This is a genomic window from Nitrosospira sp. Nsp14 (assembly GCF_900113575.1).
Lineage (GTDB): Bacteria > Pseudomonadota > Gammaproteobacteria > Burkholderiales > Nitrosomonadaceae > Nitrosospira.
In genome coordinates, this window is record NZ_FOPV01000006.1 from 120,437 (window position 1) to 142,820 (window position 22,384).

The window sequence follows — 22,384 nt, forward strand, 5'->3', positions numbered from 1 at the left end:
AGAACCGGAGAAGTATAGCATAATGAAAAGGCTCGATTTTCGCCGGGTAAACGCATCCATTGCGGCCTGTCTGATTGCTTCACTCGGACTGATGAGTCCGGTCGCGCTGGCCGATGAAAACGAGGAGGTCGCCAAGCTCTATCAACAAGGCAACCTGGTAAAAGCGCTGGAGCAGGCCGATGCCTATCTCGCCATAAAACCCAAGGACGCCCAAATGCGCTTCAACAAGGGCCTGATTCTTACCGAGCAGAAAAAAACCGGCGAGGCTATCAAGGTTTTTTCTTCCCTATCAGAGGATTATCCTGACCTGCCTGAGCCGTACAACAATCTTGCAGTCCTCTACGCCAGTCAGGGCCAGTACGAAAAAGCCAAGGGCGCGCTTGAGGCGGCGATACGCACCCACCCCAGCTATTCCACCGCCCATGAAAATCTGGGTGACATTTACGCAAAGATGGCCAGCCAGGCTTATGGCAAGGCTCTTCAACTGGATAACCGGAATGCCGCCGCACAGACCAAGCTCGCGATGATCAAGGACCTGTTCGCGACCAGATCCGGAAGAATCCAAACCGCAGCAGCTCCTGCAACATCTGCCCCGACGGGTGAGTCGCGGGCGGAATCTTCAGAAAAGATTTCCGGAAAAACCGCGGAGAAGGCACCCGTAAAAGCAGGACAAACGGAAAAACTGGGATCCGAAAAAACCGCCATCGGAACCCCCGCGACCGAAAAACCCTCTCCTGAAAAACAGGCTGATTCAGGTGATTCTTCTGAAATAATCAAGACTGTGAATGCGTGGGCGAAGGCGTGGTCGGATAAGGATGTCGCGGCATACCTGGCCTTTTATGCGACTGACTTCCGCGCGCCCGGAGGCGTCTCCCGTGCATCGTGGGAGAAAGCCCGCCGCGAACGCATCGCCAAGCCAAAATCCATCCACGTCGCAGTTGTCAATCCCAGGATCAATGTTATCGACGACACCCATGCCAGAGTGACTTTCAAGCAATCCTATCATTCGGACGCAATCAAGAGTAATACGCTGAAAACGCTTGAGTTAGTCAAAACAGGCGGCACGTGGCTCATCAACCAGGAAAATGTAGGGCGATGACAACACGGCGCATAGCAGCAGGCTATCTGCTTGCCGCGCTCGTGGGAGCCGGCGTTACATTCGCGCCGGTCATGACGAACGCGTTCGCAAGCGATCGCCCAGCCTCCGCCGGTCCTTTCGCAACGGGACCGGAAGCGATGCTTGTCAAGAGCTTGCAGGAAATCGCAGATAGCCGCATAGACACCGCCTTAAGCGGAATTGAGCAGGTTCTCCAGGCAAACCCGAACTTCCGGCTCGCTCATCTGATAAAAGGCGATATGTTGCTGGCTCGCACCCGCCCGATCAGCGACATGGGCGAAACTGCCGGGGTCGGTCAACAACAAATCAGTGACCTTCGGGATGAAGCGCGAGCGCGAGTGCGACGCCACCTTGAGCCAGTCCCGAGCGACAGGGTGCCCAAATACCTCCTGCAAATGCAATCCGAACAGAAATATGCCGCCATCGCCGATACCGGCAAGTCCCGGCTGTATATATATCAGAATCTGGGCGGCAAGGTCCGCTATGTCGCCGATTATTACATCAGTAGCGGGAAAAACGGATCCCGGAAATTGAAGGAAGGAGACAAAAAAACTCCCATCGGCGTCTACTTCATTACAGCTAATGTTCCGCGCGAAAAGCTGACTGATTTTTATGGGGGGAAGGCATTTCCCATCAACTACCCCAACGAATGGGATAAACGGCACGGCCGTAGCGGTTATGGTATCTGGCTCCACGGCACCCCCTCGGATACCTTCAGCCGCGCGCCGCGGGCCAGCGATGGCTGCGTCGTGCTGTCGAACCAGGACCTCGACCGGCTTAGCGCCAAATTGCAGGTTGGGATCACGCCCGTTATCATCAGCGATGGAATCGAGTGGGTGAAGCCAACGGATGCGCAGATCATGCGTGAAAAGCTGGCTCAGCATCTGGAAAATTGGCGACGGGATTGGGAAAGCGGGAATGTCGACGCTTACCTGAGGAACTATGGACGCGATTTTTCCAGCGGAAATCAGGGATTGGCTGAATGGGCGCAACACAAGCGCCAAGTGAACGCCGCCAAAAACTGGATCAAAGTTGGAATCAGCAATATTGGAATGTTTCTCTATCCTGGAAGAGAAGACCTGGCAGTGGTGGATTTCGATCAGGAATACGCGAGTAATAACCTCTCGAACAAGATGAGAAAACGTCAATACTGGATGAAAGATCAGACCAAGGGCTCGTGGAAAATAATCTACGAAAGCGCTGCATAACCCCGTTCGTGAATTACTGTCGTGCAGCATTCATACAAAAGGTTCCCGGAACGCTGAAAGCAATTCGTTATTTTTCCAACACCTTATCCAATCATCCTATTCCCGACCATCTTCCTATCATGCATATATCCAGACTTCTCGCTATTGCTCTTGCGGTTTGTTTCAACGCCGTCAGCTACGCCGCCAATCCTCAGGTTGAGATCAAAACCAATCTTGGCAATATCGTGGTTGAACTTTATCCCGACAAAGCCCCCAAGACTGTTGATAATTTCCTTCGCTACGTTAAAGACGGCCACTATCACAACACGGTGTTTCATCGCGTCATCCCTGGCTTCATGATCCAGGGTGGTGGCTTCGATAAAACCTTCGCCCAGAAGCCGACCCGACAACCGGTGGAGAACGAGGCGGCGAACGGGCTCAGGAACGATGCCGGGACCATTGCAATGGCCCGCACTTCGGAGCCACATTCGGCCACCGCGCAATTTTTCATCAACGTCGCCAATAACACTTTCCTTAACTACACCTCGCCCGACCCGCGAGGTTATGGCTATACCGTGTTCGGTAAAGTTATCCATGGGATGGACGTCGCCGAGAAGATCGCAGCTACGCCTACCGGGATGCGTGGGCCGTTCCCAGGCGACGTACCCAAATCGGACATTGTCATCGAAGACATCAAGCTTGTTGCGGCCGAACCACTTCCATCCTCCAACTCTTCCATGAAATAGGGATAAACATGATCAAGCTACATACCAATTACGGCGAAATTACCCTCGAGCTCGATAGCGAAAAGGCCCCGGTAACCGTGCAGAATTTTATTGACTACGTGAACAGCGGGCACTATGACAATACGGTATTTCATCGCGTCATTGACGGTTTTATGATCCAGGGAGGCGGGTTCGAGCCTGGCCTGGTGCAGAAACAGACCCGTGCTCCGATCCGGAACGAGGCGGCGAACGGCCTGAAAAATGACAAATACACCGTTGCCATGGCGCGCACCTCCGACGTCAACTCTGCCACCGCACAGTTCTTCATCAATGTCTCGGACAATGATTTCCTTAACTATAGTTCGCCGACGCCACAGGGTTTCGGCTATTGCGTGTTCGGCAAAGTTGTCGAAGGAATGGACGTGGTGGATAAGATCAAGAAAGTGAAAACCGGCGATCGGGGGGGGCATCAAAATGTGCCGCTGGAAAATGTGTTGTTGGAAAAAGCGGAAGTGATCGAATAAGAATATCGCCGGGAACATACATGCCCGCCGGTAAAACAATGCGCTTCGCACTGCCCGGCAAATCGGCAAATCCGAACATTCTTCCACGGGGTACGTTGCCGGGGGGAACGAATGATCACAAGTGCCCAAGTCCTGGCGAGACCGTAACTTGGATTTGGGTAGCCGGTGCGAGGCGGTAACGCGTTGAGCGCTGATCTTCCCACAACCTTGGGTGGCTGAACTGCCGCCCTTCTTCTGTTTCGGAGCCCGGAATCCCTGTTTGGCATGGGGGCGGTGTGCCCCCTCGGTATTAGCAACCGGCGGACGAAGTTCCCATTACCAAAAACCGGGAAAAGCTGGAACGCTGGGGTGAGCGTTTGGCGCCCGCTTAGGGGGACGACGTGCGGTGGTTCTTCAGGATGCGGGGTTCGAGTATGATCAAGTTTTTTCAGCGGATGAAAGTCAAGACAGCTGCCTGATCCAAAATTCGACGGGACGTGAGAAATACGCGTCGTCACAAGATAGCTATTTCATGAAGGGAAAAACCATGTCTGCTTTGCGAGTTGTTACATCGGTATCGATCAGTATCTGGTTGATTGCCGTGTCGGGATGCGCCACTACCACGAGCGGCGGCGCGGTTGGCGCAAACCGTTCTCAGCTGCTTCTTATATCGTCCGAGCAGCTGGAGCAAACAGCCGCCCTCGGCTACAGCAAGCTCAAGTCGGAGGCGACCCAAAAAGGCGCATTGAACAAGGACGAGAAGCTGCTGCAACGTGTACAGGCCATCGCTCGCCGAATCGAACCTCAAACAGCGGTATTCAGGAAGGATGCACCGGGTTGGAAATGGGAAGTGAATGTAATCGAGAGCAACGAACTCAACGCATTCTGCATGCCGGGCGGCAAAATCATGTTCTACTCAGGGCTGATCAACAGGCTGAAACTCACGGACGAGGAGATCGCTGTTGTGATGGGGCATGAGATCGCCCATGCCTTGCGTGAACACTCTCGCGAACAGGTGTCGCAGGCAATCGCCGCTCAGGCTGCGCTCGCATTCGGAACCGCGGCGTTCGGGGTGAGCCAGAATACCGCGAATCTCGCTGCCATCGGTTATGAAGCCTTGCTTGCCACGCATTTCAGCCGCAGCGACGAGGCCGAGGCGGATCGGATCGGTCTGGAACTGAGCGCACGCGCCGGGTACAACCCTCGCGCCGGCGTGACCCTATGGCAGAAAATGATGAACGCGAAAAGCGGGGGAGAGCCGCCCGAATTTCTGAGCAGTCATCCTGCTGACTCAACCAGGGTTCAGCAGGTGGAGTCGTTACTGCCGGTTGTCATGCCGCTCTACGAAGCCGCGCGACGCTAAACTGAACGTCTTTGGGGTCGCGTCATGCCCGGAGGTCTTCGCGCACGCAACCGAAAATGAGCAATGGTGGCCAGGTACGATCGCACCTGGCCCATTGACCGTTACTGCTGTTGTTCCATTCTTTTTCCCTTAATCCTATTTCACCACCATAACGTAAACGGAAGAGGACGAAGCATTTCCAGCTGCATCTCTGACCATCGCCTGAATCAGGTGTGCTCCGGCCCCGACATTACCGATAAACCAGTTGTACCCCAACGTGGTTCCGGTTCCGCTCGCCTTTCGTACGCCATTGATATAGAGCGTGTGAGTAATGCCCATGGGCCCGCTATCGTCCGTCGCATTCACGCTGATCGCCACATTGTTGCCTGAAACCGGTCCCACCACCGGATTGACGATTTTGACCGTCGGCGCTGTCGTATCTTTGGAAAGAGTCGTGACTCCATTAGCTACATTCACAGCTACCGTGGCCGAAGCCTTCGAGTTACCCGCTGAGTCGAATGCATACGCGACAAGATTGACCGCGCCATTGGGCACACCGTGCGAATCCCAGCTGAATGCAAACGGACCCGTGCTGTCGATGGCTACGGTTGTGCTGTTGACTTTCAGTTCAACACGTGCCACCCCGATATTGTCCGCAGCGTTGACATTGACCGGAACCAGTCCTGCCACCGTCGCGCCATTACTTGGTGATGAAATTGCCACCGAAGGCGCCTGCGTATCAGGCACCGGAACGGCTGCAACGGCTGCCTGCACTGCCCTTGCGGCGTCTACGCGTCCGTAGCCATAGTAGGGGTCGCGGCCCGCAGCGCCCAGGTCAACAGCGGTCGAAAACAGCAGGCTTTCGATCTTCGTATTCAGCAATGATGGAGCGGCGGACATCATGAGGGCGACCACTCCGGCGGTTATAGGACTTGAGAATGAGGTTCCCGATACTGCGCCATAGCCTCCCCCAAGGGTGGTGCTCCAGATCCCTGCACCCGGAGCCGCCAGCGCGATATAAGCGCCGTAGCTCGACCAACTGGCCCTGACATCATTGCCATCCGTGGCGGATACTGGAATCATCGTCGTGGTCGACACATAATTTTGCTGGGTACCCGTGTTTCCACCACTGACAACCACCAGTCCCCCCTTATTTTTCATGTATTGCGCAGCATTTTGAACAGTCAAGCTACTGGTGACACCGAGAAAACTAACGTTCGCCACGCGAGCGCCATTGTCTGCAGCATGGACGAGCCCCTGCGTTATGGTGCTCCAATAGCCCGCGCCGCTAAGGTTGGTGACGCGTATGGGCATAATCCTGGACTGCCCCGCAACCGAGGCGATTCCAGTACTGTTGTTGCTCGTCGCCGCAGCCGCGCCTGCAACCTTGGTCCCGTGGCCGTATACATCGGACGTATTGGCGTTGTTGTCATAGAAATTCCAGCCCGGCACCAGTCTGGGTCCAAGATCGGGATGTGCGCTATCGACGCCCGAATCCAGAATTGCAACGGTGACACCTGCCCCTTGTGTTTTATCCCAGGCCGCTGATGCTCCAATCTTTGGCAAATGCCATGCGCTGCCATAGTAGGGATCATTTGGTATGAGGTCGGGCAAAACCATCTCGTCTACCTCCGCGAACTTGAATGCCGGGTGATGAGCGAGCCTGGCAGCAACGGCTTTTTCCGAAGCATTAACCGGTAGATCCACGATATACAAATCGCTCTGGCCAATTTTTTTCCCCTTGCCGCCGTGCTCACTCAATATTTTCCCAAGTTCCTTCTCGGTCAGTCCGGGACGGGGCATTACCAGAATCCGGCCATTAGCCCATCCGCCTCCACCATTATTGGCGCCTTGCGCATTGTTTTCCGGCGGCGCGGCGCTAGAGCTGGACGCGGCTAATCCGATCAGGACTGCCAGCAGATATGCCGACATACGACCGCGACCGCGTTGGACACGCTGCAGGCCGCAATCATTTACTAAGGCCGCGCCTGATGGCGACCCGCTCGTTACACATCCAGATAAAAACTCGATAGTGCGCATTCCAGTTCCTCCTCGCAGTGGAGACGGAACCGCCTGGATCGCTTGCGACATAAACTCGCAATCGACTTTCGACAATCTTGACCCCGGTAATTTGCTGACACGATTAATTCATTAAACCGGTGAGATAATAGCGTTACCTGGCAGCCCTGCCGTCCTATGGCTTTCGCCCCGTAGACCGATGACTTTGCGTCCCCCGCTTTCATGGGGTATGCCCTTTTTACAGATACAAATAAGAATTTACTGAAGGCATTAACGGAAAAAATTCTTTCGACTTGAAAGGTTGCAAATAAAGAAAGGCGCTGCCCAAACTTGCCTCGCCATTGCTCAGCTCGGCCGTGCGTCAGCCAAAAAAAAACCCGCCGGAGCGGGTTTTTACTCTAAAAAAACATCTCCGTTATTTTTTTTGTCTGCGGGCCACGCCAATGCCCAACAGTCCCAAGCCAAGGAGTGCGAGCGTCGTAGGTTCTGCGATTTCCTGAGGAGGAGTGGTGCCAGGGTCACCCCCAACATACTTTAATGAGCCGCTTCCCCCTGGCCCTGCCCCCACCTGCTGAATATGCACCATAGCCAATGACGCGGGACCGCTACCACTAACATCCACGCTAAAATCGCTTACCGAGATCGCATTCGCTGAACTGATCGTCCATGTGCTGAACTCGCCATTCGTAAAGCGGGCAGAGGGAGGCCCCGTGGGGTAATCGAGATCTAAATAAAAATTATAGCCCGCGTCGCCACCCGGGGGATTGATTCCAAAAGCACCCGCCACGACGAGCTGAGTACCCCCGAAACTGCCGAATGAGCTACTTGTTAGGAGGGGGGTACCGTCGTAAGAAAAGAGGAGTCCCGATATAAAAGCGTCGTCCCCTATGGCGCCGAGATTAGCTACCGAATTATTGAAACTGAAGTTCACCGCGTTCGCTCCATTCTGCGTAATCGTCAGCGTTGCGACTGTGACATTGCTCCCGACCGGATTGCCAGTCAGATACGTATTTATGTCAATGACCAACGCAGACGCAGATAATGGAGCAGTGATCAATCCAAGACTGACTACTGCTGCCGAAAAAAATTTATTCATCATCTAACCTTTTTATTAGTATTGGTTTCTTGTCGATTCCGCGAATCCTGCTTACTCCTGTTAACCGGCGGACATCAGTAACAGGAGCCAACGACTAAGAAGCATAAGTCGTGCCATGCTATAAGATATTGGTCTTAAACTATAATTTAGAAGACTCATCCTCATGTGTAAGCTTTTTCGACACGCAAGGAAAAAGAAGAATCGGAGTGCCTGGAGAAAATTTAACAGACGAGCATTTATCGAATTCGCCATCTAACAGCCCCAATTCCAGCGTCTCCCTGCAGTTTAGCGCGCGCGTTGTACGAACATCTAGGCTAACCTTCACAACTCACTGTTCTTGCGGGTCCGCTGATCGAGCCGGTGGAGGAGTGGACAACTTGGAACGGATGCTTGAATGCGAAGTGAAGCTAGAAAATCAAGGCTTCCGCGCCTCGGTATTCTTGAGGCTTAAGCGACGTGGCTGCTGGGATGGGAGGAGTTACGGAGGTCTCCGGCGATACTTCTGCCAGCGTGAATAGCACTTAGCAGATCAAATAGGGCGGGGTGCCCTGTTTACGCGAGCTTGCATGCTCGGTTCATCGTCCGTTCAATCCCCTGGCCAAATCGGCCCGGATATCCCCGGCGGCTTCCAATCCAACGGCAATTCGCAACAACCCATCGGTAATTCCTGCAGCGTCCCGGCTCTCCTGGCTAGTACGGGCGTGCGTAGTGCTGGCGGGATGAGTCAGGGTGCTCTTGGTGTCGCCCAGGTTGGCGGTAATCGAAATCAAACGTACCGAATCGACCACCCGCCATGCTGCTTCTTTGCCACTTTTCAACTCAAATGAAACGATTCCGCCCCCGGTCTTCTGTTGACGCTTGGCGAGTTCATGCTGCGGATGAGAGGGTAAGCCCGGATAATAAACTCTGGCAACGCCGGGCTGCGCTTCCAGCCAGCGGGCGACTTCCAGCGCATTAGCCGAGTGCGCCTCCATTCTTATTTTAAGTGTTTCCATCCCCTTCAGGATAACCCAGGCGTTAAACGGACTTAAGCTTGGACCAGCGGTGCGAAGGAAGCTGAATACCCCTCCCATGACAACATCACGCGTGCCAAGCACTGCCCCACCCAGAACCCTGCCCTGTCCCTCCAGGTATTTGGTAGCAGAGTGAATCACAATATCGGCGCCGAGTTCCAGCGGCCGTTGCAGTGCCGGCGAGCAGAAGCAATTGTCAACCGCCAGCAATGCGCCGGCTTTCTTCGACACGGACGCAAGCGCGGCGATATCCGAGATTTCGGTGAGCGGGTTTGACGGTGTCTCCACGAACAACAATTTAGTGCTCGGCCTTACCGCCGCCTCCCACTCCGGCGGTGTTAAGCTATTTTAATACCCTCACGTTCACCGACGCAGATGAAGCATTACCTGCCCTATCCTTTGCTACTGCCCGGATGGTATGCAGCTGACCTGGCGCATTCTTCGGGCGCGTATTCCAGGCGTAGCTCAGCGTACTGCCCGTCCCGCTGGCTGCCATTGCCCCATCCACATAGATGTATAGCATGATCCCCGCAGCGCCCGCGTTGTCTGATGCCACGCGTCCCGAGACATTTCCCGGGACGGGGTTGATGATCTTAACTGTCGGGGCTAGCGTGTCCTTGGTAGTGGTCGTGGTTCCATTCGCAACGTTTACCGCCACCGGATCAGAGGCATCAACATTACCCGCAGCGTCGTAAGCGTAAGCAACAAGGTTTGTGATTCCGTTTGGCGAACCGGCCGAGTCCCAGGTAAAGGCAAACGGGGCTGCATTATCGATGGCCACAGTATTGTTATTTACCCTGAGCTCCACCCCCGACTCACGCCAATATTGTCGGTGGCGGAAACATTGACGGGCACCAGTCCGGATACCGTCGCATCCGGATAGGGGGATGAGATCAAGACAACGGGCGACTGAATGTCGAGCGCCGGTGTCGCGGAAATAACAGCTTGCACCGCCCCGGCGGCACTTACGCGGCCGTACCCGTAATAGGGGTCGCGCCCCATGTCGCCAAGGTCAATGGCGGTCGAGAAGAGGCGCTTTTCTATGTCCGTGTTCGGCAACCCAGGATTCGCCGTCATCATCAGCGCAACAACCCCAGCCGTTACCGGACTGGCGAATGACGTGCCCGACACCGATCCGTAACCCCCGCCCCATGTCGTGGTCAGGATGCCCGCACCGGGTGCCGACACTGAAACAAAGCTTCCATAGCTTGACCAGCTTGTTTTGAAGTCGTTGCCGTCTGTGGCAGATACTGCAATCAGGGTTGTGGTTGGCGCGTAACCTTGGTCAACTCCGTTATTCCCGGCGGCAACCACCACCAGACCGCCCTTGTTCTTCATATATTGCGCGGCATTCTGGATGCTGGCGCTTCCCGCAACGCCGTAAAAGCTAACGTTGGCAATGCGCGCCTTATTGTCAGCCGCCCATGTCAGGCCCTTTGCGATCGCGCTGATGTAGGCGGAACCAGTAGTGTTCGAAACGCGAACGGGCATGATCCTGGACTGGCCTGCCACACCCGATACGCCGACCGCATTATTCGTGATTGCTGACGCAGTGCCAGCCACCTTCGTGCCATGAGCGAATACGTCAGAGGTTAAGGAGTTGTTATCGTAGAAGTTCCAGCCGGCGACCATGCGGGACGAAAGGTCAGGGTGCAACCCATCCACCCCGGAGTCCAGAATAGCAATGATGACGCCTGCTCCCTGCGAATTGTTCCAGGCCGATGATGCGCCAATTTTGGACAAATGCCAGGCACTGCCATATTGGGGATCGTTCGGCACGAAATCGGGCTCCACAAGATAGTCAAGTTCCACAAACTCAAGATGCGGGTGGTGGGCCAGCCTTGCGGCAACCGCCTTTTCCGAGGCGTGTGCCGGTAAATCCGCAATATACAAATCACTCTGCCCAATTTTCCTCGCCTTGCCACCGTGCTCCCCGAGAATTTTCGCCAGCTCCTTTTCAGGAAGCCCGGCGTGCGGCAGAACCAGTATCCGCCCCTCCGCCCAGGTCCCGGTTCCCTGCCCCCTGCTCTCCGGCTCTGCAGCCGTCGAACCAACCGACAACAATCCTACAAATGCAGCAAGTAGAAATGAGACAACGCCATGCCGAGTTGGGACCGCATCTCCAGCAATTTTTAACGTAGCCCGTGATGAGCACACTCCTGAGTCCGAACACAATTCCCTCTTGTTGACGTTCACGTCGATTCCTTTTTTTTGTTGTGAAACCCGTGGCACCCTAAAAACCCAAAGTTGCAACAGGCATAAAATTGCATTACGGCTATTTGATCTATTTCCTGAACATGAAAAACGGCTATCAATGTCGCACATACATGCTTTAGCCGAGGTTTTCGGCGGCAACGCCTTGAACTGATGAGCTTGGGCGTTATAAGCATATTTCGTGCCAGCTTCTAATTCCCTTTTTAGATAAGGGATTAAATAAAAAAGAAATTAAATTTTGTTGCTCGATGACTACAAGCTCGACAGTATCTCCATATAAGGCCCTGAAAGTAAGTCCACTTTGGATGTCTCCACGCAGCGACAATACCCTACGAACAATGTTATGAGACCTGCCCTCAAGGTTGTCTCTGAAATCGAGCTCCACAGGAGTGCGGAGAAAACGTGCCGCGACCTCCACCTTGTACCGGCGCGCTCGCCTTAGACTCTGGGAATATGAAATACCAATGGCATGTCCTGCTACTGGGAATGGCCCGGCTGGGTCTATTGATTTCGCTCTCGAAACGATTCCCCCCAGTGCCAGCACACTCGCCATTCTTGGGCGGTGGCCTCCCGCTCCGAACAGCGCGTGGCGCAGGCGCGTGCGCAATGGGAAATACGCCATATGAACGCGATTAATGATGCCTAGAACGGATGCGCGAAGGCGTAAGCCTGGCCCGGGAGTTGCAGGAGATGTGGATTTTGCCGCCCCTGTTCGCTGTCGCATGACGAGCAAGATACCGAACGACAACTTGGAGCAGCTGATGGAACGCGGCGCGCGGCTTGAGAATCAAACGCTGAAAGGGCACCGCGCGCTCTGCTTGAGGAACTTGTAATTCTGATAATGGAGGAGGCTGCTGGTGATCGTCCTCGCGATGAGACGCCCAGGATGAGGTGGGATTGGGCTTGCCTGTCGGCCGGAATTTGGTCCAGCCGGGGTTTATGCCGGGTTCAGCCCCCTGGCCAAATCGGCTCGGATATCCCCGGCGGCTTCCAATCCAACGGCAATTCGCAACAACCCATCGGTAATTCCTGCAGCGTCCCGGCTCTCCTGGCTAGTACGGGCGTGCGTAGTGCTGGCGGGATGAGTCAGGGTGCTCTTGGTGTCGCCCAGGTTGGCGGTAATCGAAATCAAACGTACCGAATCGACCACCCGCCATGCTGCTTCTTTGCCACTTTTCAACTCAAATGAAACGATTCCGCCCCCGGTCTTCTGTTGACGCTTGGCGAGTTCATGCTGCGGATGAGAGGGTAAGCCCGGATAATAAACTCTGGCAACGCCGGGCTGCGCTTCCAGCCAGCGGGCGACTTCCAGCGCATTAGCCGAGTGCGCCTCCATTCTTATTTTAAGTGTTTCCATCCCCTTCAGGATAACCCAGGCGTTAAACGGACTTAAGCTTGGACCAGCGGTGCGAAGGAAGCTGAATACCCCTCCCATGACAACATCACGCGTGCCAAGCACTGCCCCACCCAGAACCCTGCCCTGTCCCTCCAGGTATTTGGTAGCAGAGTGAATCACAATATCGGCGCCGAGTTCCAGCGGCCGTTGCAGTGCCGGCGAGCAGAAGCAATTGTCAACCGCCAGCAATGCGCCGGCTTTCTTCGACACGGACGCAAGCGCGGCGATATCCGAGATTTCGGTAAGCGGGTTTGACGGCGTCTCCACGAACAGCAGTTTAGTGCCCGGCCTTATCGCCGCCTCCCACTCCGAAATATCGGTGGCTGAAACAAACGTCGTATCGATATTGAAACGCGTGAGGATATTACTGAACAGATTTACGGTGGAGCCGAACAGGCTGCGCGATGCGACGATGTGATCCCCGGCCGACAGCAGGCCCATTACACAGGATAGAATCGCCGACATGCCGGAAGAAGTCGCGACGCAGGCTTCCGCTCCCTCCAGTGCGGCGAGGCGCTCTTCAAAGGCTGTTACGGTAGGATTGGTAAAGCGCGAGTAGATGTTTCCTGGTTCTGCCCCCGAAAAGCGTGCGGCCGCCTGCGCGGCGCTGTCGAATACAAAGCTTGAGGTGAGATACAACGCCTCCGAGTGCTCATTGAATTGGCTGCGGTGAATACCGGTATGCAAGGCCAGCGTTTGCAGCTCGAAATCGTCAGACATGCAACGAAACTCCTTCAAATAAAAAAACCCGTTCAGCACTCGCTAAGACGGGTTTTTTCCCGCTTTAGCCGAATTTATAACGCGCCCGCAAGCTGAATATCAAATCGGCGCACAACTGTTACGCTACTCTGGATGGTTGAGTTTGTCAATCTTCAATGACGCTCCTATTCTGCGGAGACCAAATTCAAATCCAGTTGGGTACTGGATCCGGTACGCGATAATACCCCGCCGCCTGAACGCTGGGCTTCCAGAACGGCCAGGTACTCGGGGGTGACATCACCCGTAATGTAATGGCCGTCAAAACACGACGTTTCGAAATTGGCGATGACGGGGTTCAACCTGGACACGTCTTTTATGAGCGCGTCGAGCTCCTGAAAAACAAGATAATCCGCCCCGATTTCACTACGGATTTCGTCTTCATCCCGGCCGGTGGCGATCAATTCCTGTCGCGTGGGCATGTCAATTCCATAAACATTGGGGAACCTCACGGGCGGAGCGGCAGAGGCGAAATATACCTTATTGGCGCCCGCCTCCTGCGCCATTTGCACAATTTCACGACTGGTAGTACCGCGCACGATGGAATCGTCCACCAGCAGCACGTTTTTCCCCCGGAACTCCACGCTCATGGCATTTAGCTTCTGGCGAACCGATTTTCGCCGCAGCTGTTGACCCGGCATGATAAAGGTACGCCCGATATAGCGATTCTTGACGAAGCCTTCGCGAAAACTCACGCCCAGACGGTTGGCGAGCTGCAACGCGCTCGGACGGCTGGAATCCGGTATCGGGATGACCACATCGATATCCAGATGCCGCATGGTCGACGTAATCTTGTCCGCCAGGCTCTCGCCCATGTTAAGCCGGGTCTCATAGACCGAGATGCCGTCCATCATGGAATCGGGACGCGCCATGTAGACAAACTCGAAAATGCATGGATGGTGCACCGGGTTGGTCGCGCACTGCTTATTATAAAAATTACCGTTCTCATCGATAAAGATCGCTTCCCCCGGCGCCACGTCACGGACCAGCTTAAACCCCAGGGTGTCGAGCGCGACGCTTTCGGATGCCACAAGATACTCCACCCCATGCTCGGTCTCGGCACAGCCAAATACCAGTGGGCGGATGCCGTACGGGTCGCGAAAAGCCAGCAATCCATAACCGGCAATCATCGCCACGACTGCATAGGCGCCCCGACAGCGGCGATGAACACCGGCTACTGCCTCGAAAATCGCGGCAGGATCGAGTTGATGATTCTTCGTGCTCGTCTGAAGTTCATGAGCCAGTACATTGAGTAGAACTTCGGAGTCGGAATTGGTGTTGACGTGACGCAAATCCTCCCGGAACAACTCCTCGTTGAGCCGTGCTGCGTTGGTAAGATTGCCGTTATGCCCGAGCACGATGCCGAACGGCGAATTAACGTAGAACGGTTGTGCCTCGGCTGGGGATTCGGAGGACCCGGCGGTGGGATACCTCACATGCCCGATTCCGATATTACCCAGCAGTGCGCGCATGTTGCGGGTGCGGAACACATCCCGGACTAGCCCGTTACCCTTATGCATGTGAAAAGTATTGGCTTGCGCGGTCACGATCCCAGCCGCATCCTGGCCGCGATGCTGAAGCACCAGCAACCCATCGTATAGCAACTGGTTGACGGGCGTTTGTGCGACAAGACCCAGTATTCCACACATGATTTATACTCCGCGAAGATCGCCCGGATGAACGCTGCAAAAAATTGAAGGTAAAGCTTCTCTCATACGGGCCGCCCGATGCCGATCAAGTAGCTTTTTACCGATACTCCCGCTCATCAGTCGCGCTTCGATTTTACATAACTGATATGCCGCGATAAATCCTGAGGCAACCATGGGATGATCATCATCGCGACGGTTTCGAGCGGTGCGCTCAGCGTGGCCTTTTTCCAGAAAGGCTCCTGCGGCACAGTTGTAAATCCCGCCGCCAGCACCGCCAGCAACACCACCAGCAGGCCGCGCGCGAAACCGAACAACGAACCCATAAACCGGTCAGCGAAACCGAGCCCCGCTGTCTTGACCAAAGCGGATATCAGCATCGTGAGCAGGCCCATTGCTAATAGGGCCGATAAGAATATGGAGGCAAATGCGAGCACGCCCCGAAACTGGTCGCCGACAATTGCCGACGGCAGCATGGGAGCAAACGCTGCTGCGAATGAACTGGCCACCATGAACGCAATAACCCAGCCCACCAGCGACAGCAGCTCGCGCACCACACCCCGTACCACGCTCAGCAAAATCGATAATACGAGTATGGCAAGAACCGCATAGTCAAAAATAGTCATGCGCAACTAACCAATCTACCGCAACGCGATCCACTACCGCTCAGCATCGGCGACGAACAGCATGATCGCATCGCGCTATTTATCCGCCACTACCCCGCTGAATCCCAGCGTCTTCAATTTTTCGCGAGCGTTCTCGGCTTCTTCACGGGAGCGAAATGGGCCAACGCGCACGCGGGTAATATCCCCCTTCCCTACGCCCTTCTCTATGTTTTTGTCGAGCCCCTTTTCAGCTTTGATGATTTCAGTATAAGCTTCCACGCCGATTACCGAAGCAATATCCTTCTCTTGCAGGCTCTGCAGCTTCTGATGGGCCTTCGCCGGATCAGTAAATGCGCCCAATTGCACGACAAACAATTCGGAGTTGACTGGTAGTGCCGTCCCCTTTGCGCTTCCAGTCGCGCTGCTGGAGGCTAGTCTGGATCCCGTTTCCGCGGTGCCGGCGGCATGCGGCTTTTCGACAGCCCCCTTTGCAGGCGCGGCGGGCTTGCCGGACGATTGCGGCGGCGCCCGATTGGGCGCCTGATTTGGCGGCTCATTTGCGGCCTGTGTTCCACTGACGTCGGTATCGGAAGTGGCGCGGTCGGACGTTCCGCCGGATGCCTCGGATTCAGGCCCGAGCTCATCGACAGCATTCTCCGAGGGAATGCGAATATCAATCTCCTCGATGCGCTGCTCAGGTTTACTATCGAGCACCATAGGCAAAATAACCACGGCGGCGATGACGAGGGTGATCGACCCGACCAAGCGTCTCCGCGCACGTTTCCTGAGCTGGGTTTCTTCTTCGCTGACGGTCTTTGCCACTTGAATCCCTGACTAACTGCGCACAACCGTTTTATGGCTTTGTAATGCTTCAGCCACGGTGTGGAACGAGCCGAAAACGCAAATTCTATCATTTATGCCCGCCTGCTCACAGGCGTAGGTGTAAGCCTCGGTAGGAGAGGGAAAGCAACGTATGGTTTCGCTTCTCGCTGCCCTATCCTGCTCTTGCGCTTCCCCTTCCGCTCGCGTGTCCCCCGGTATCACTCCCGCTGCTTCCAGCGCATGCACGACTTCATCAGCAGAAGCGCCGCGAGGCGCCTTTATACCAGCCACCAGCCAGACATCCACTTTCGGGGCAACGGCGCGCGCGACGGCGGTAATGTCTTTATCCCTGAGCATGGCGAACACCGCATAGGTTTTATGAAAGCGGCCCATGCTATCGAGACATTCCGCCAGGACCGATGCCGCGCCCGGATTATGCGCCACATCGAGGATCGTGACCGGACGTCCCGGTAAAACCTGGAACCGGCCGGGCCACGCGACATCCAGTAATCCGTGGCGTATGTCGCCCATGGTGATCGGTAGCCTGTCCCTCATCGCGTCCAGTGCCGCCAGGCAGGCACTGGCGTTGCGCAACTGATGCGCGCCGCGCAGGGCTGGGTACGGGAGGGAATGGCGCTTTACCCCGCTTCCCCAGTAGCTCCACCCGTTCGCATCCGTGGAGTAGCCAAAGTGTTCGCCGATATGAGATAGCTCCGCGCCAATCGTCTCCGCATGCAGACGGACCGCGGCGGGCATATCCGGCTCGGAGCAGATCGCAGCGTTCCCTTTGCGCAAGATCCCCGCCTTCTCGAACCCGATCATTTCACGGGTCTCACCCAGATAATCCATATGATCGAAATCAACGCTAGTCAGAACGGCACAGTCGGCATCGAAAATATTTACCGCGTCCAACCGTCCACCCAATCCCACCTCCAGAATTGCCACATCCACCGCAGCCTGGACGAACAGCTGCATCACCGCCAGCGTACCAAACTCGAAATAAGTCAGGGAAAGACCCGAGCGAATGCGCGCGGACTCGACAGCTTGGAACGCATCGCATAATTCGGAATCGCTCGCCTCTCTGCGGCCGATCCGCACCCGCTCGTTATAACGTAACAAATGCGGCGAAGTGTAACAGCCGACGCGATATCCCGAATGGCTCAGAATGGACTCCAGCATAATGCATGTCGATCCCTTGCCGTTGGTCCCGCCCACGGTGATGATGGGAAACGTCGGCGCAACACCAAGCTCAGCCCATACCTTGCTTACGCGCTCCAGCCCCATATCGATTGTGCGGGGATGGAGTTGCTCAAGCCGCAGCAGCCAATCGGAAAGCGTGCGTGATTCAGGATGGATCTCGTTCGCTGCCATGCGCCCTGAAAAAAAGTACGGGTTTTAAGGGGAACCGGAAATCAGGCTACAATAAGGCTGGCTATAGGGTTGACTACGAAGCACGCGACAACAGCGTGCACAGGTTGGCGATCTTGTCCCGCATGCGCCTGCGGTCCACGATCATATCGATGGCCCCGTGTTCGAGCAGGAATTCCGCGCGTTGAAAGCCTTCGGGCAGCGTTTGTCGCACCGTCTGCTCGATAACGCGCGGCCCGGCGAAACCGATCAGCGCACCCGGCTCGGCAATTACCACATCACCGATGAAGGCAAAGCTGGCCGACACGCCGCCCATGGTGGGGTCAGTCAGGACGGAAATAAAAGGAAGCCCCTCCTGGCTCAACTGTGTAAGCACCGCTGTTGTCTTGGCCATCTGCATGAGCGACAGCAGTCCTTCCTGCATGCGAGCGCCGCCACTTGCAGTGAAGCACACGAAAGCCAGGCGTTGTTCTACGCAGGTCTGAACACCGCGTACGAAGCGCTCGCCGACAACCGAGCCCATCGATCCACCCATAAAACCGAATTCAAACGCCGCCGCCACCATCGGTACGGCTTTGACGCTCCCTTGTATCACCACCAGCGCGTCGTCCTCATCGGTGTCTCTTTTCGCCTCCGCCACCCGATCGACATAACGCTTGCTGTCCTTGAACTTAAGTGGATCCACCGACTGCACTTCCTGGCCGATCTCATACCGGCCCTCGGCATCGAGAAATAAATCGAGGCGCACGCGGGCGGAAATGCGGTTATGGTGGTTGCACTTGGGGCAGACGTTAAGATTGTTTCCCAGATCGGAATAGTACAGAACCGCGTCGCATGAAGCGCATTTGCTCCACAACCCCTCAGGCACGGCCTTTTTTTCACCGCCAGTTTCCTTGCGCTTGATTTTAGGCGGCAGCAGTTTCTGAAACCAGCTCATAAGTGTTCGAGGGAAATCACGCGGACTGTCATTTAGTTCTGGCTTCGTTTATGGCATTGCGCAGCGTTTTGACCAGGCCATGCACATTGGTTAACACCTCAGCCTGGGGTGAGTTTTCTATTTCCTCGATGATGCGGCTCCCAACCACGACCGCATCGGCCAGTTCTGCTACCGCTTTGGCGGTGGCGCCATCGCGAATGCCGAAACCGACACCGATCGGAATGGAAATAGCTGAACGCAACAGCGCCAGCTTATTGGCAACATCGCTCAGGTCGAGATTGAAGGAGCCGGTAACACCTTTCAGCGAAACGTAATAAACATATCCGCTTGCCATCTTTGCCACTTCTTCGATGCGCGCCTGAGGAGTAGTGGGAGAAAGCAGAAAGATTGCGTCGATTTGCTGGCTTCTGAGAAATTCGACCCACTCCGCAGACTCTTCCGGAGGGTAATCCACCGTCAACACTCCATCTATGCCGCACTCCTTCGCGCGCATGGCGAATGCCCCGTACCCCATCGCCTCTATTGGGTTGGCATAACCCATCAGCACGACGGGCGTGATGGGGTCGCTTTGCCTGAATGCCATGACCATGGCCAGCACGTCCTTCAAACCGACGTGATGCTTCAACGCCCGTTCCGACGACCGCTGTATCGTCGGACCATCCGCCATCGGATCGGAAAATGGCACTCCAAGCTCGATAATATCCGCCCCCGCCTTCACCAGCTCGTGCATTAACGGAACCATCATTCCCGGTTCAGGGTCACCGGCAGTGATAAACGGAATGAGCGCCTTTCTATTTTGCCGGCGAAGCTCGTCGAATACGGTAGCAATACGGGACATGAAGGGGAAGTCGGTTATAAAGCGATATCGGAAGCCTGCGCCACAGTGCCCATGTCCTTGTCACCTCGGCCGGACAGGTTCACCAGCAGCAACTGATCAGTGGCGAGTTGCGGCGCAAGCTGGGCGGCATAGGCGAGCGCATGGCTGGATTCCAGCGCAGGAATGATGCCTTCGTAATGGCACAGGGCATGAAACGCCTCAAGGGCCTGGTCATCGGTTATGCCGACATACTCCGCGCGATTGCTGTCCTTGAGCCAGGCGTGCTCGGGGCCCACTCCGGGGTAATCAAGACCAGCGGAGATCGAGTGCGTCTCGATAATCTGCCCATTCTCATCCTGGATCAGATAAGTGCGATTGCCGTGTAGCACGCCAGGCCTCCCTGTTGTGAGGGTGGCAGCGTGCTCTCCGGTCTCGATCCCCCTCCCCGCCGCTTCCACACCGATCATGCGGATACTGCTATCCAGGTAGGGATAAAAGAGCCCAATGGCGTTGGACCCGCCCCCTACGCAGGCGATCAGGACATCCGGCTGGCGACCGTATTCTTCCTGCATCTGCCCGATGGCTTCCCGCCCGATAATCGCCTGAAAATCCCGCACCATCATGGGATAGGGATGGGGCCCCGCCACCGTCCCGATGATATAGAACGTATCCTCGACGTTGGTCACCCAGTCGCGCATGGCCTCGTTGAGCGCATCCTTCAATGTCTTGGAGCCCGATTCGACCGGTATGACCGTGGCGCCAAGCAGTTTCATCCGGTAAACATTGGCAGCCTGACGCTCTACATCCACCGAGCCCATGTAAACGACACACTCCATTCCATAGCGGGCGGCTACCGTGGCGCTGGCCACACCATGCTGTCCTGCGCCGGTCTCGGCGATTACCCGCGATTTTCCCATGCGCCGCGCCAGCAGCGCCTGTCCGATGGCATTGTTGATCTTATGCGCGCCGGTGTGATTCAGGTCTTCGCGTTTCAGTAGTATCTGTGCGCCGCCTAAATGAGCCGACCATCTTTTTGCGTGATAAATGGGACTGGGCCGGCCCACGTAGTGCTTCAATTCGTAAGCAAACTCCGCCTGGAAGCTGGCATCGTTGCGAAAATGCTCATACTGACGGCGTAACTCGTCCAGTGCCGAAATTAATGTTTCCGCCACAAATACGCCGCCATATGGACCGAAGTGACCATATTTATCGGGAAAATCATAAACGTTCACTGTTTCGAACTCCTTGCATGAGCGCAGCAATTTTGCCGGCGTCTTTGATGCCTTTCGCGACTTCCACTCCGCTGGATACATCCACGGCCCATGGCTGGGTCCGCTGGATCGCTTCTGCAACGTTACCCGGATGCAGTCCACCGGACAGAATCAGCGGCAATGGTAACGTCTGCGGAATCAAATCCCAGTCGAATGCATGCCCTGTCCCACCCGGCTCGCCTGCGACATAAGTATCGAGCAGTAGCCCGCTTGCCCCCTTATAAAAGGTTGCGTATTGTAGCAAATCTAATCCCGCCCTGACGCGTACCGCCTTGATATAAGGCAGGGTGAATTGCCGACAAAATGCCGGTGGCTCATCTCCATGGAATTGAAGGAGATCCAGCCCAGCCAAAGAAGAAGTTTCCCGCACCCAATCCGGATCCGGATCGACATAGACACCGACCTTGGCAAGGAATGGGGGTAGCGCCGCGATAATATCCCTTGCTTTCTCTGCCGTGACGTAGCGCGCGCTGTGCTGCCAGAAAACAAAGCCGACGGCATCGGCGCCACTGTGGGCCGCGGCCAGAGCATCCTCAACGCGCGTAATACCGCAAATTTTTACCCGTATCGCCATGGAACAGTCGTTTGGTTTTCTATAGGTTCCAACAATTTCATTATTTGCGACCGCCATGACCCCGCCGGGACCTGGGTATTTGGCAGATCCTTAGCGTCCGTCAACAGCCTCAGCCACAAGCTGTGCGGCCATCGAGGTACGGCAGCACGACGGCAGGCAGAGGTTCATGTGAGGAATCGGTAAAGCTCGGCACGTTCCATTTGGCATCGTAGCGGACCCCCGCCAAGTATAACCCGGTAGCAGAAAATGTCGGCGCGGCAGCGGCGCGATTACGTCCCTCCAGCAGCACCTTGACCCACGCCGGGGGGTGTTTGCCCTTACCCACGTAGACGAGGCAACCGATAATATTTCTCACCATATGATGTAAAAAGGCGTTGGCGCGAAGTTCAAATAGAATAATGTCGCCCCGCCGCGAAATGTCCAGTTTGGTCAGGTGACGTACGGGAGATACAGCCTGGCACTCCGCGGCTCGGAAGGCGCTGAAGTCATGCTCGCCGACCAGCATTTGCGCCGCAACGCGCATGGACTCGAGATCGAGCGCTCCGTGAAACCAGCCAATATTGCGGTGGCCAAGCCCTGGGCGGACGGGGTGATTCAATAACACATAGCGGTAGCAGCGTTCAATAGCTGAATATCGGGCATGGAACGCATCGGATATCTGTGACGCCCACAGCACTGCGATGCTGTCGGGCAACAGCGCATTGACACCTCGCACCCAGGCGCTGGCGGGGCGCTGTGCCTGCGTATCGAAATGCAGCACCTGATAAAAGGCATGAACGCCGGCATCGGTACGCCCTGCCGCCATAACGCGAATATTGCCGCCCGCGATTGCGGATACCGCCGCTTCCACGGCATCCTGCACCGAATCCCGTGAGTGCTGGCTTTGCCAACCGCAAAAACTGCTGCCATCATACTCCAGCACAAGCGCGATTCTCATCGCCGCGATGACCCTAGATCGTGATCCCGGCACAAAAAG

General features: G+C 55.7%; 19 protein-coding genes, 1 pseudogene and 1 riboswitch. Of the genes and pseudogenes, 5 read left to right on the plus strand and 15 right to left on the minus strand.

Annotated features, from left to right (window positions below; translation table 11 throughout):
- The first annotated feature begins 22 nt into the window (after positions 1 to 22).
- The 5 genes from BM022_RS05660 (at position 23) to BM022_RS05680 (ending at position 4,895) form a co-directional block, all read left to right on the plus strand.
- Positions 23 to 1,099 carry a nuclear transport factor 2 family protein gene (locus BM022_RS05660; protein ID WP_091137595.1) on the plus strand — a complete coding sequence of 359 codons (1,077 nt, stop codon included), beginning with the start codon at positions 23 to 25 and terminating at the stop codon, positions 1,097 to 1,099.
- Positions 1,096 to 2,325 (plus strand): L,D-transpeptidase family protein, encoded by a 1,230-nt coding sequence (locus tag BM022_RS05665; RefSeq protein ID WP_091137596.1) that lies wholly within the window; start codon positions 1,096 to 1,098, stop codon positions 2,323 to 2,325. The genes BM022_RS05660 and BM022_RS05665 overlap by 4 nt, the downstream gene beginning before the upstream one ends.
- Before the next feature lie 119 nt (positions 2,326 to 2,444).
- Positions 2,445 to 3,050: a peptidylprolyl isomerase gene (locus BM022_RS05670; RefSeq protein ID WP_091137677.1), complete on the plus strand. Its 606-nt coding sequence runs from the start codon at positions 2,445 to 2,447 to the stop codon at positions 3,048 to 3,050.
- Positions 3,051 to 3,058: 8 nt separating this feature from the next.
- Positions 3,059 to 3,553, plus strand: a complete 495-nt coding sequence (locus BM022_RS05675) for a peptidylprolyl isomerase (RefSeq protein ID WP_091137597.1) — start codon at positions 3,059 to 3,061, stop codon at positions 3,551 to 3,553.
- Between the two features lie 526 nt (positions 3,554 to 4,079).
- Positions 4,080 to 4,895 carry a M48 family metallopeptidase gene (locus tag BM022_RS05680; protein ID WP_091137679.1) on the plus strand — a complete coding sequence of 272 codons (816 nt, stop codon included), beginning with the start codon at positions 4,080 to 4,082 and terminating at the stop codon, positions 4,893 to 4,895.
- 135 nt (positions 4,896 to 5,030) lie between these two features.
- On the opposite strand, the gene BM022_RS05685 is transcribed toward BM022_RS05680, so the two are convergent.
- The 15 genes and pseudogenes from BM022_RS05685 to truA form a co-directional block, all read right to left on the minus strand.
- Positions 5,031 to 6,806, minus strand: a complete 1,776-nt coding sequence (locus tag BM022_RS05685) for a S8 family serine peptidase (protein ID WP_256208959.1) — start codon at positions 6,804 to 6,806, stop codon at positions 5,031 to 5,033.
- 244 nt (positions 6,807 to 7,050) lie between these two features.
- A riboswitch (cyclic di-GMP riboswitch) is annotated at positions 7,051 to 7,137 on the minus strand.
- A 171-nt stretch (positions 7,138 to 7,308) separates the two neighbouring features.
- Positions 7,309 to 7,992 (minus strand): PEP-CTERM sorting domain-containing protein, encoded by a 684-nt coding sequence (locus BM022_RS05690; RefSeq protein ID WP_256208960.1) that lies wholly within the window; start codon positions 7,990 to 7,992, stop codon positions 7,309 to 7,311.
- Positions 7,993 to 8,564: 572 nt separating this feature from the next.
- Positions 8,565 to 9,332: pseudogene (locus BM022_RS05695) on the minus strand (PLP-dependent transferase); the annotation flags it as partial.
- Between the two features lie 13 nt (positions 9,333 to 9,345).
- Positions 9,346 to 9,810, minus strand: coding sequence for a hypothetical protein (locus BM022_RS15925; RefSeq protein ID WP_256208961.1), 465 nt, complete (start codon positions 9,808 to 9,810; stop codon positions 9,346 to 9,348).
- Positions 9,795 to 11,198 (minus strand): S8 family serine peptidase, encoded by a 1,404-nt coding sequence (locus tag BM022_RS05700; protein WP_256208962.1) that lies wholly within the window; start codon positions 11,196 to 11,198, stop codon positions 9,795 to 9,797. The genes BM022_RS15925 and BM022_RS05700 overlap by 16 nt, the downstream gene beginning before the upstream one ends.
- Before the next feature lie 955 nt (positions 11,199 to 12,153).
- A complete protein-coding gene (locus tag BM022_RS05705) occupies positions 12,154 to 13,332 on the minus strand; it encodes an O-succinylhomoserine sulfhydrylase (RefSeq protein ID WP_091137600.1) in 1,179 nt (392 codons plus the stop codon).
- Positions 13,333 to 13,496: 164 nt separating this feature from the next.
- Complete coding sequence (gene purF, locus BM022_RS05710; protein ID WP_091137601.1) at positions 13,497 to 15,017, minus strand: amidophosphoribosyltransferase; 1,521 nt, start codon at positions 15,015 to 15,017, stop codon at positions 13,497 to 13,499.
- 116 nt (positions 15,018 to 15,133) lie between these two features.
- Complete coding sequence (locus BM022_RS05715; RefSeq protein WP_091137603.1) at positions 15,134 to 15,640, minus strand: CvpA family protein; 507 nt, start codon at positions 15,638 to 15,640, stop codon at positions 15,134 to 15,136.
- 75 nt (positions 15,641 to 15,715) lie between these two features.
- Positions 15,716 to 16,441, minus strand: a complete 726-nt coding sequence (locus BM022_RS05720; protein WP_091137605.1) for an SPOR domain-containing protein — start codon at positions 16,439 to 16,441, stop codon at positions 15,716 to 15,718.
- Positions 16,442 to 16,453: 12 nt separating this feature from the next.
- On the minus strand, positions 16,454 to 17,812 hold the full coding sequence (gene folC, locus BM022_RS05725) for a bifunctional tetrahydrofolate synthase/dihydrofolate synthase (protein ID WP_091137606.1): 1,359 nt from the start codon (positions 17,810 to 17,812) through the stop codon (positions 16,454 to 16,456).
- 73 nt (positions 17,813 to 17,885) lie between these two features.
- Complete coding sequence (accD, locus tag BM022_RS05730; protein ID WP_091137608.1) at positions 17,886 to 18,746, minus strand: acetyl-CoA carboxylase, carboxyltransferase subunit beta; 861 nt, start codon at positions 18,744 to 18,746, stop codon at positions 17,886 to 17,888.
- Positions 18,747 to 18,774: 28 nt separating this feature from the next.
- Positions 18,775 to 19,584, minus strand: a complete 810-nt coding sequence (gene trpA, locus BM022_RS05735) for a tryptophan synthase subunit alpha (protein ID WP_091137609.1) — start codon at positions 19,582 to 19,584, stop codon at positions 18,775 to 18,777.
- A gap of 14 nt (positions 19,585 to 19,598) precedes the next feature.
- On the minus strand, positions 19,599 to 20,795 hold the full coding sequence (gene trpB, locus BM022_RS05740; RefSeq protein WP_091137611.1) for a tryptophan synthase subunit beta: 1,197 nt from the start codon (positions 20,793 to 20,795) through the stop codon (positions 19,599 to 19,601).
- Positions 20,782 to 21,408 carry a phosphoribosylanthranilate isomerase gene (locus BM022_RS05745; RefSeq protein ID WP_091137682.1) on the minus strand — a complete coding sequence of 209 codons (627 nt, stop codon included), beginning with the start codon at positions 21,406 to 21,408 and terminating at the stop codon, positions 20,782 to 20,784. The genes trpB and BM022_RS05745 overlap by 14 nt, the downstream gene beginning before the upstream one ends.
- Before the next feature lie 109 nt (positions 21,409 to 21,517).
- Positions 21,518 to 22,345: a tRNA pseudouridine(38-40) synthase TruA gene (gene truA, locus BM022_RS05750; RefSeq protein ID WP_091137613.1), complete on the minus strand. Its 828-nt coding sequence runs from the start codon at positions 22,343 to 22,345 to the stop codon at positions 21,518 to 21,520.
- Between the last annotated feature and the right edge of the window lie 39 nt (positions 22,346 to 22,384).

Excerpts from the sequence above, each read along its gene's own strand:
- folC (WP_091137606.1), bottom strand. The coding sequence starts at position 17,812 with ATGGCAGCGAACGAGATCCATCCTGAATCACGCACGCTTTCCGATTGG.
- BM022_RS05675 (WP_091137597.1), top strand. The coding sequence starts at position 3,059 with ATGATCAAGCTACATACCAATTACGGCGAAATTACCCTCGAGCTCGAT.
- purF (WP_091137601.1), bottom strand. The coding sequence starts at position 15,017 with ATGTGTGGAATACTGGGTCTTGTCGCACAAACGCCCGTCAACCAGTTG.
- trpA (WP_091137609.1), bottom strand. The coding sequence starts at position 19,584 with ATGTCCCGTATTGCTACCGTATTCGACGAGCTTCGCCGGCAAAATAGA.
- BM022_RS05665 (WP_091137596.1), top strand. The coding sequence starts at position 1,096 with ATGACAACACGGCGCATAGCAGCAGGCTATCTGCTTGCCGCGCTCGTG.
- BM022_RS05690 (WP_256208960.1), bottom strand. The coding sequence starts at position 7,992 with ATGATGAATAAATTTTTTTCGGCAGCAGTAGTCAGTCTTGGATTGATC.
- BM022_RS05715 (WP_091137603.1), bottom strand. The coding sequence starts at position 15,640 with ATGACTATTTTTGACTATGCGGTTCTTGCCATACTCGTATTATCGATT.
- BM022_RS05660 (WP_091137595.1), top strand. The coding sequence starts at position 23 with ATGAAAAGGCTCGATTTTCGCCGGGTAAACGCATCCATTGCGGCCTGT.
- BM022_RS05745 (WP_091137682.1), bottom strand. The coding sequence starts at position 21,408 with ATGGCGATACGGGTAAAAATTTGCGGTATTACGCGCGTTGAGGATGCT.
- BM022_RS05705 (WP_091137600.1), bottom strand. The coding sequence starts at position 13,332 with ATGTCTGACGATTTCGAGCTGCAAACGCTGGCCTTGCATACCGGTATT.
- BM022_RS05670 (WP_091137677.1), top strand. The coding sequence starts at position 2,445 with ATGCATATATCCAGACTTCTCGCTATTGCTCTTGCGGTTTGTTTCAAC.
- BM022_RS05680 (WP_091137679.1), top strand. The coding sequence starts at position 4,080 with ATGTCTGCTTTGCGAGTTGTTACATCGGTATCGATCAGTATCTGGTTG.
- accD (WP_091137608.1), bottom strand. The coding sequence starts at position 18,746 with ATGAGCTGGTTTCAGAAACTGCTGCCGCCTAAAATCAAGCGCAAGGAA.
- truA (WP_091137613.1), bottom strand. The coding sequence starts at position 22,345 with ATGAGAATCGCGCTTGTGCTGGAGTATGATGGCAGCAGTTTTTGCGGT.
- BM022_RS05685 (WP_256208959.1), bottom strand. The coding sequence starts at position 6,806 with ATGTCGGCATATCTGCTGGCAGTCCTGATCGGATTAGCCGCGTCCAGC.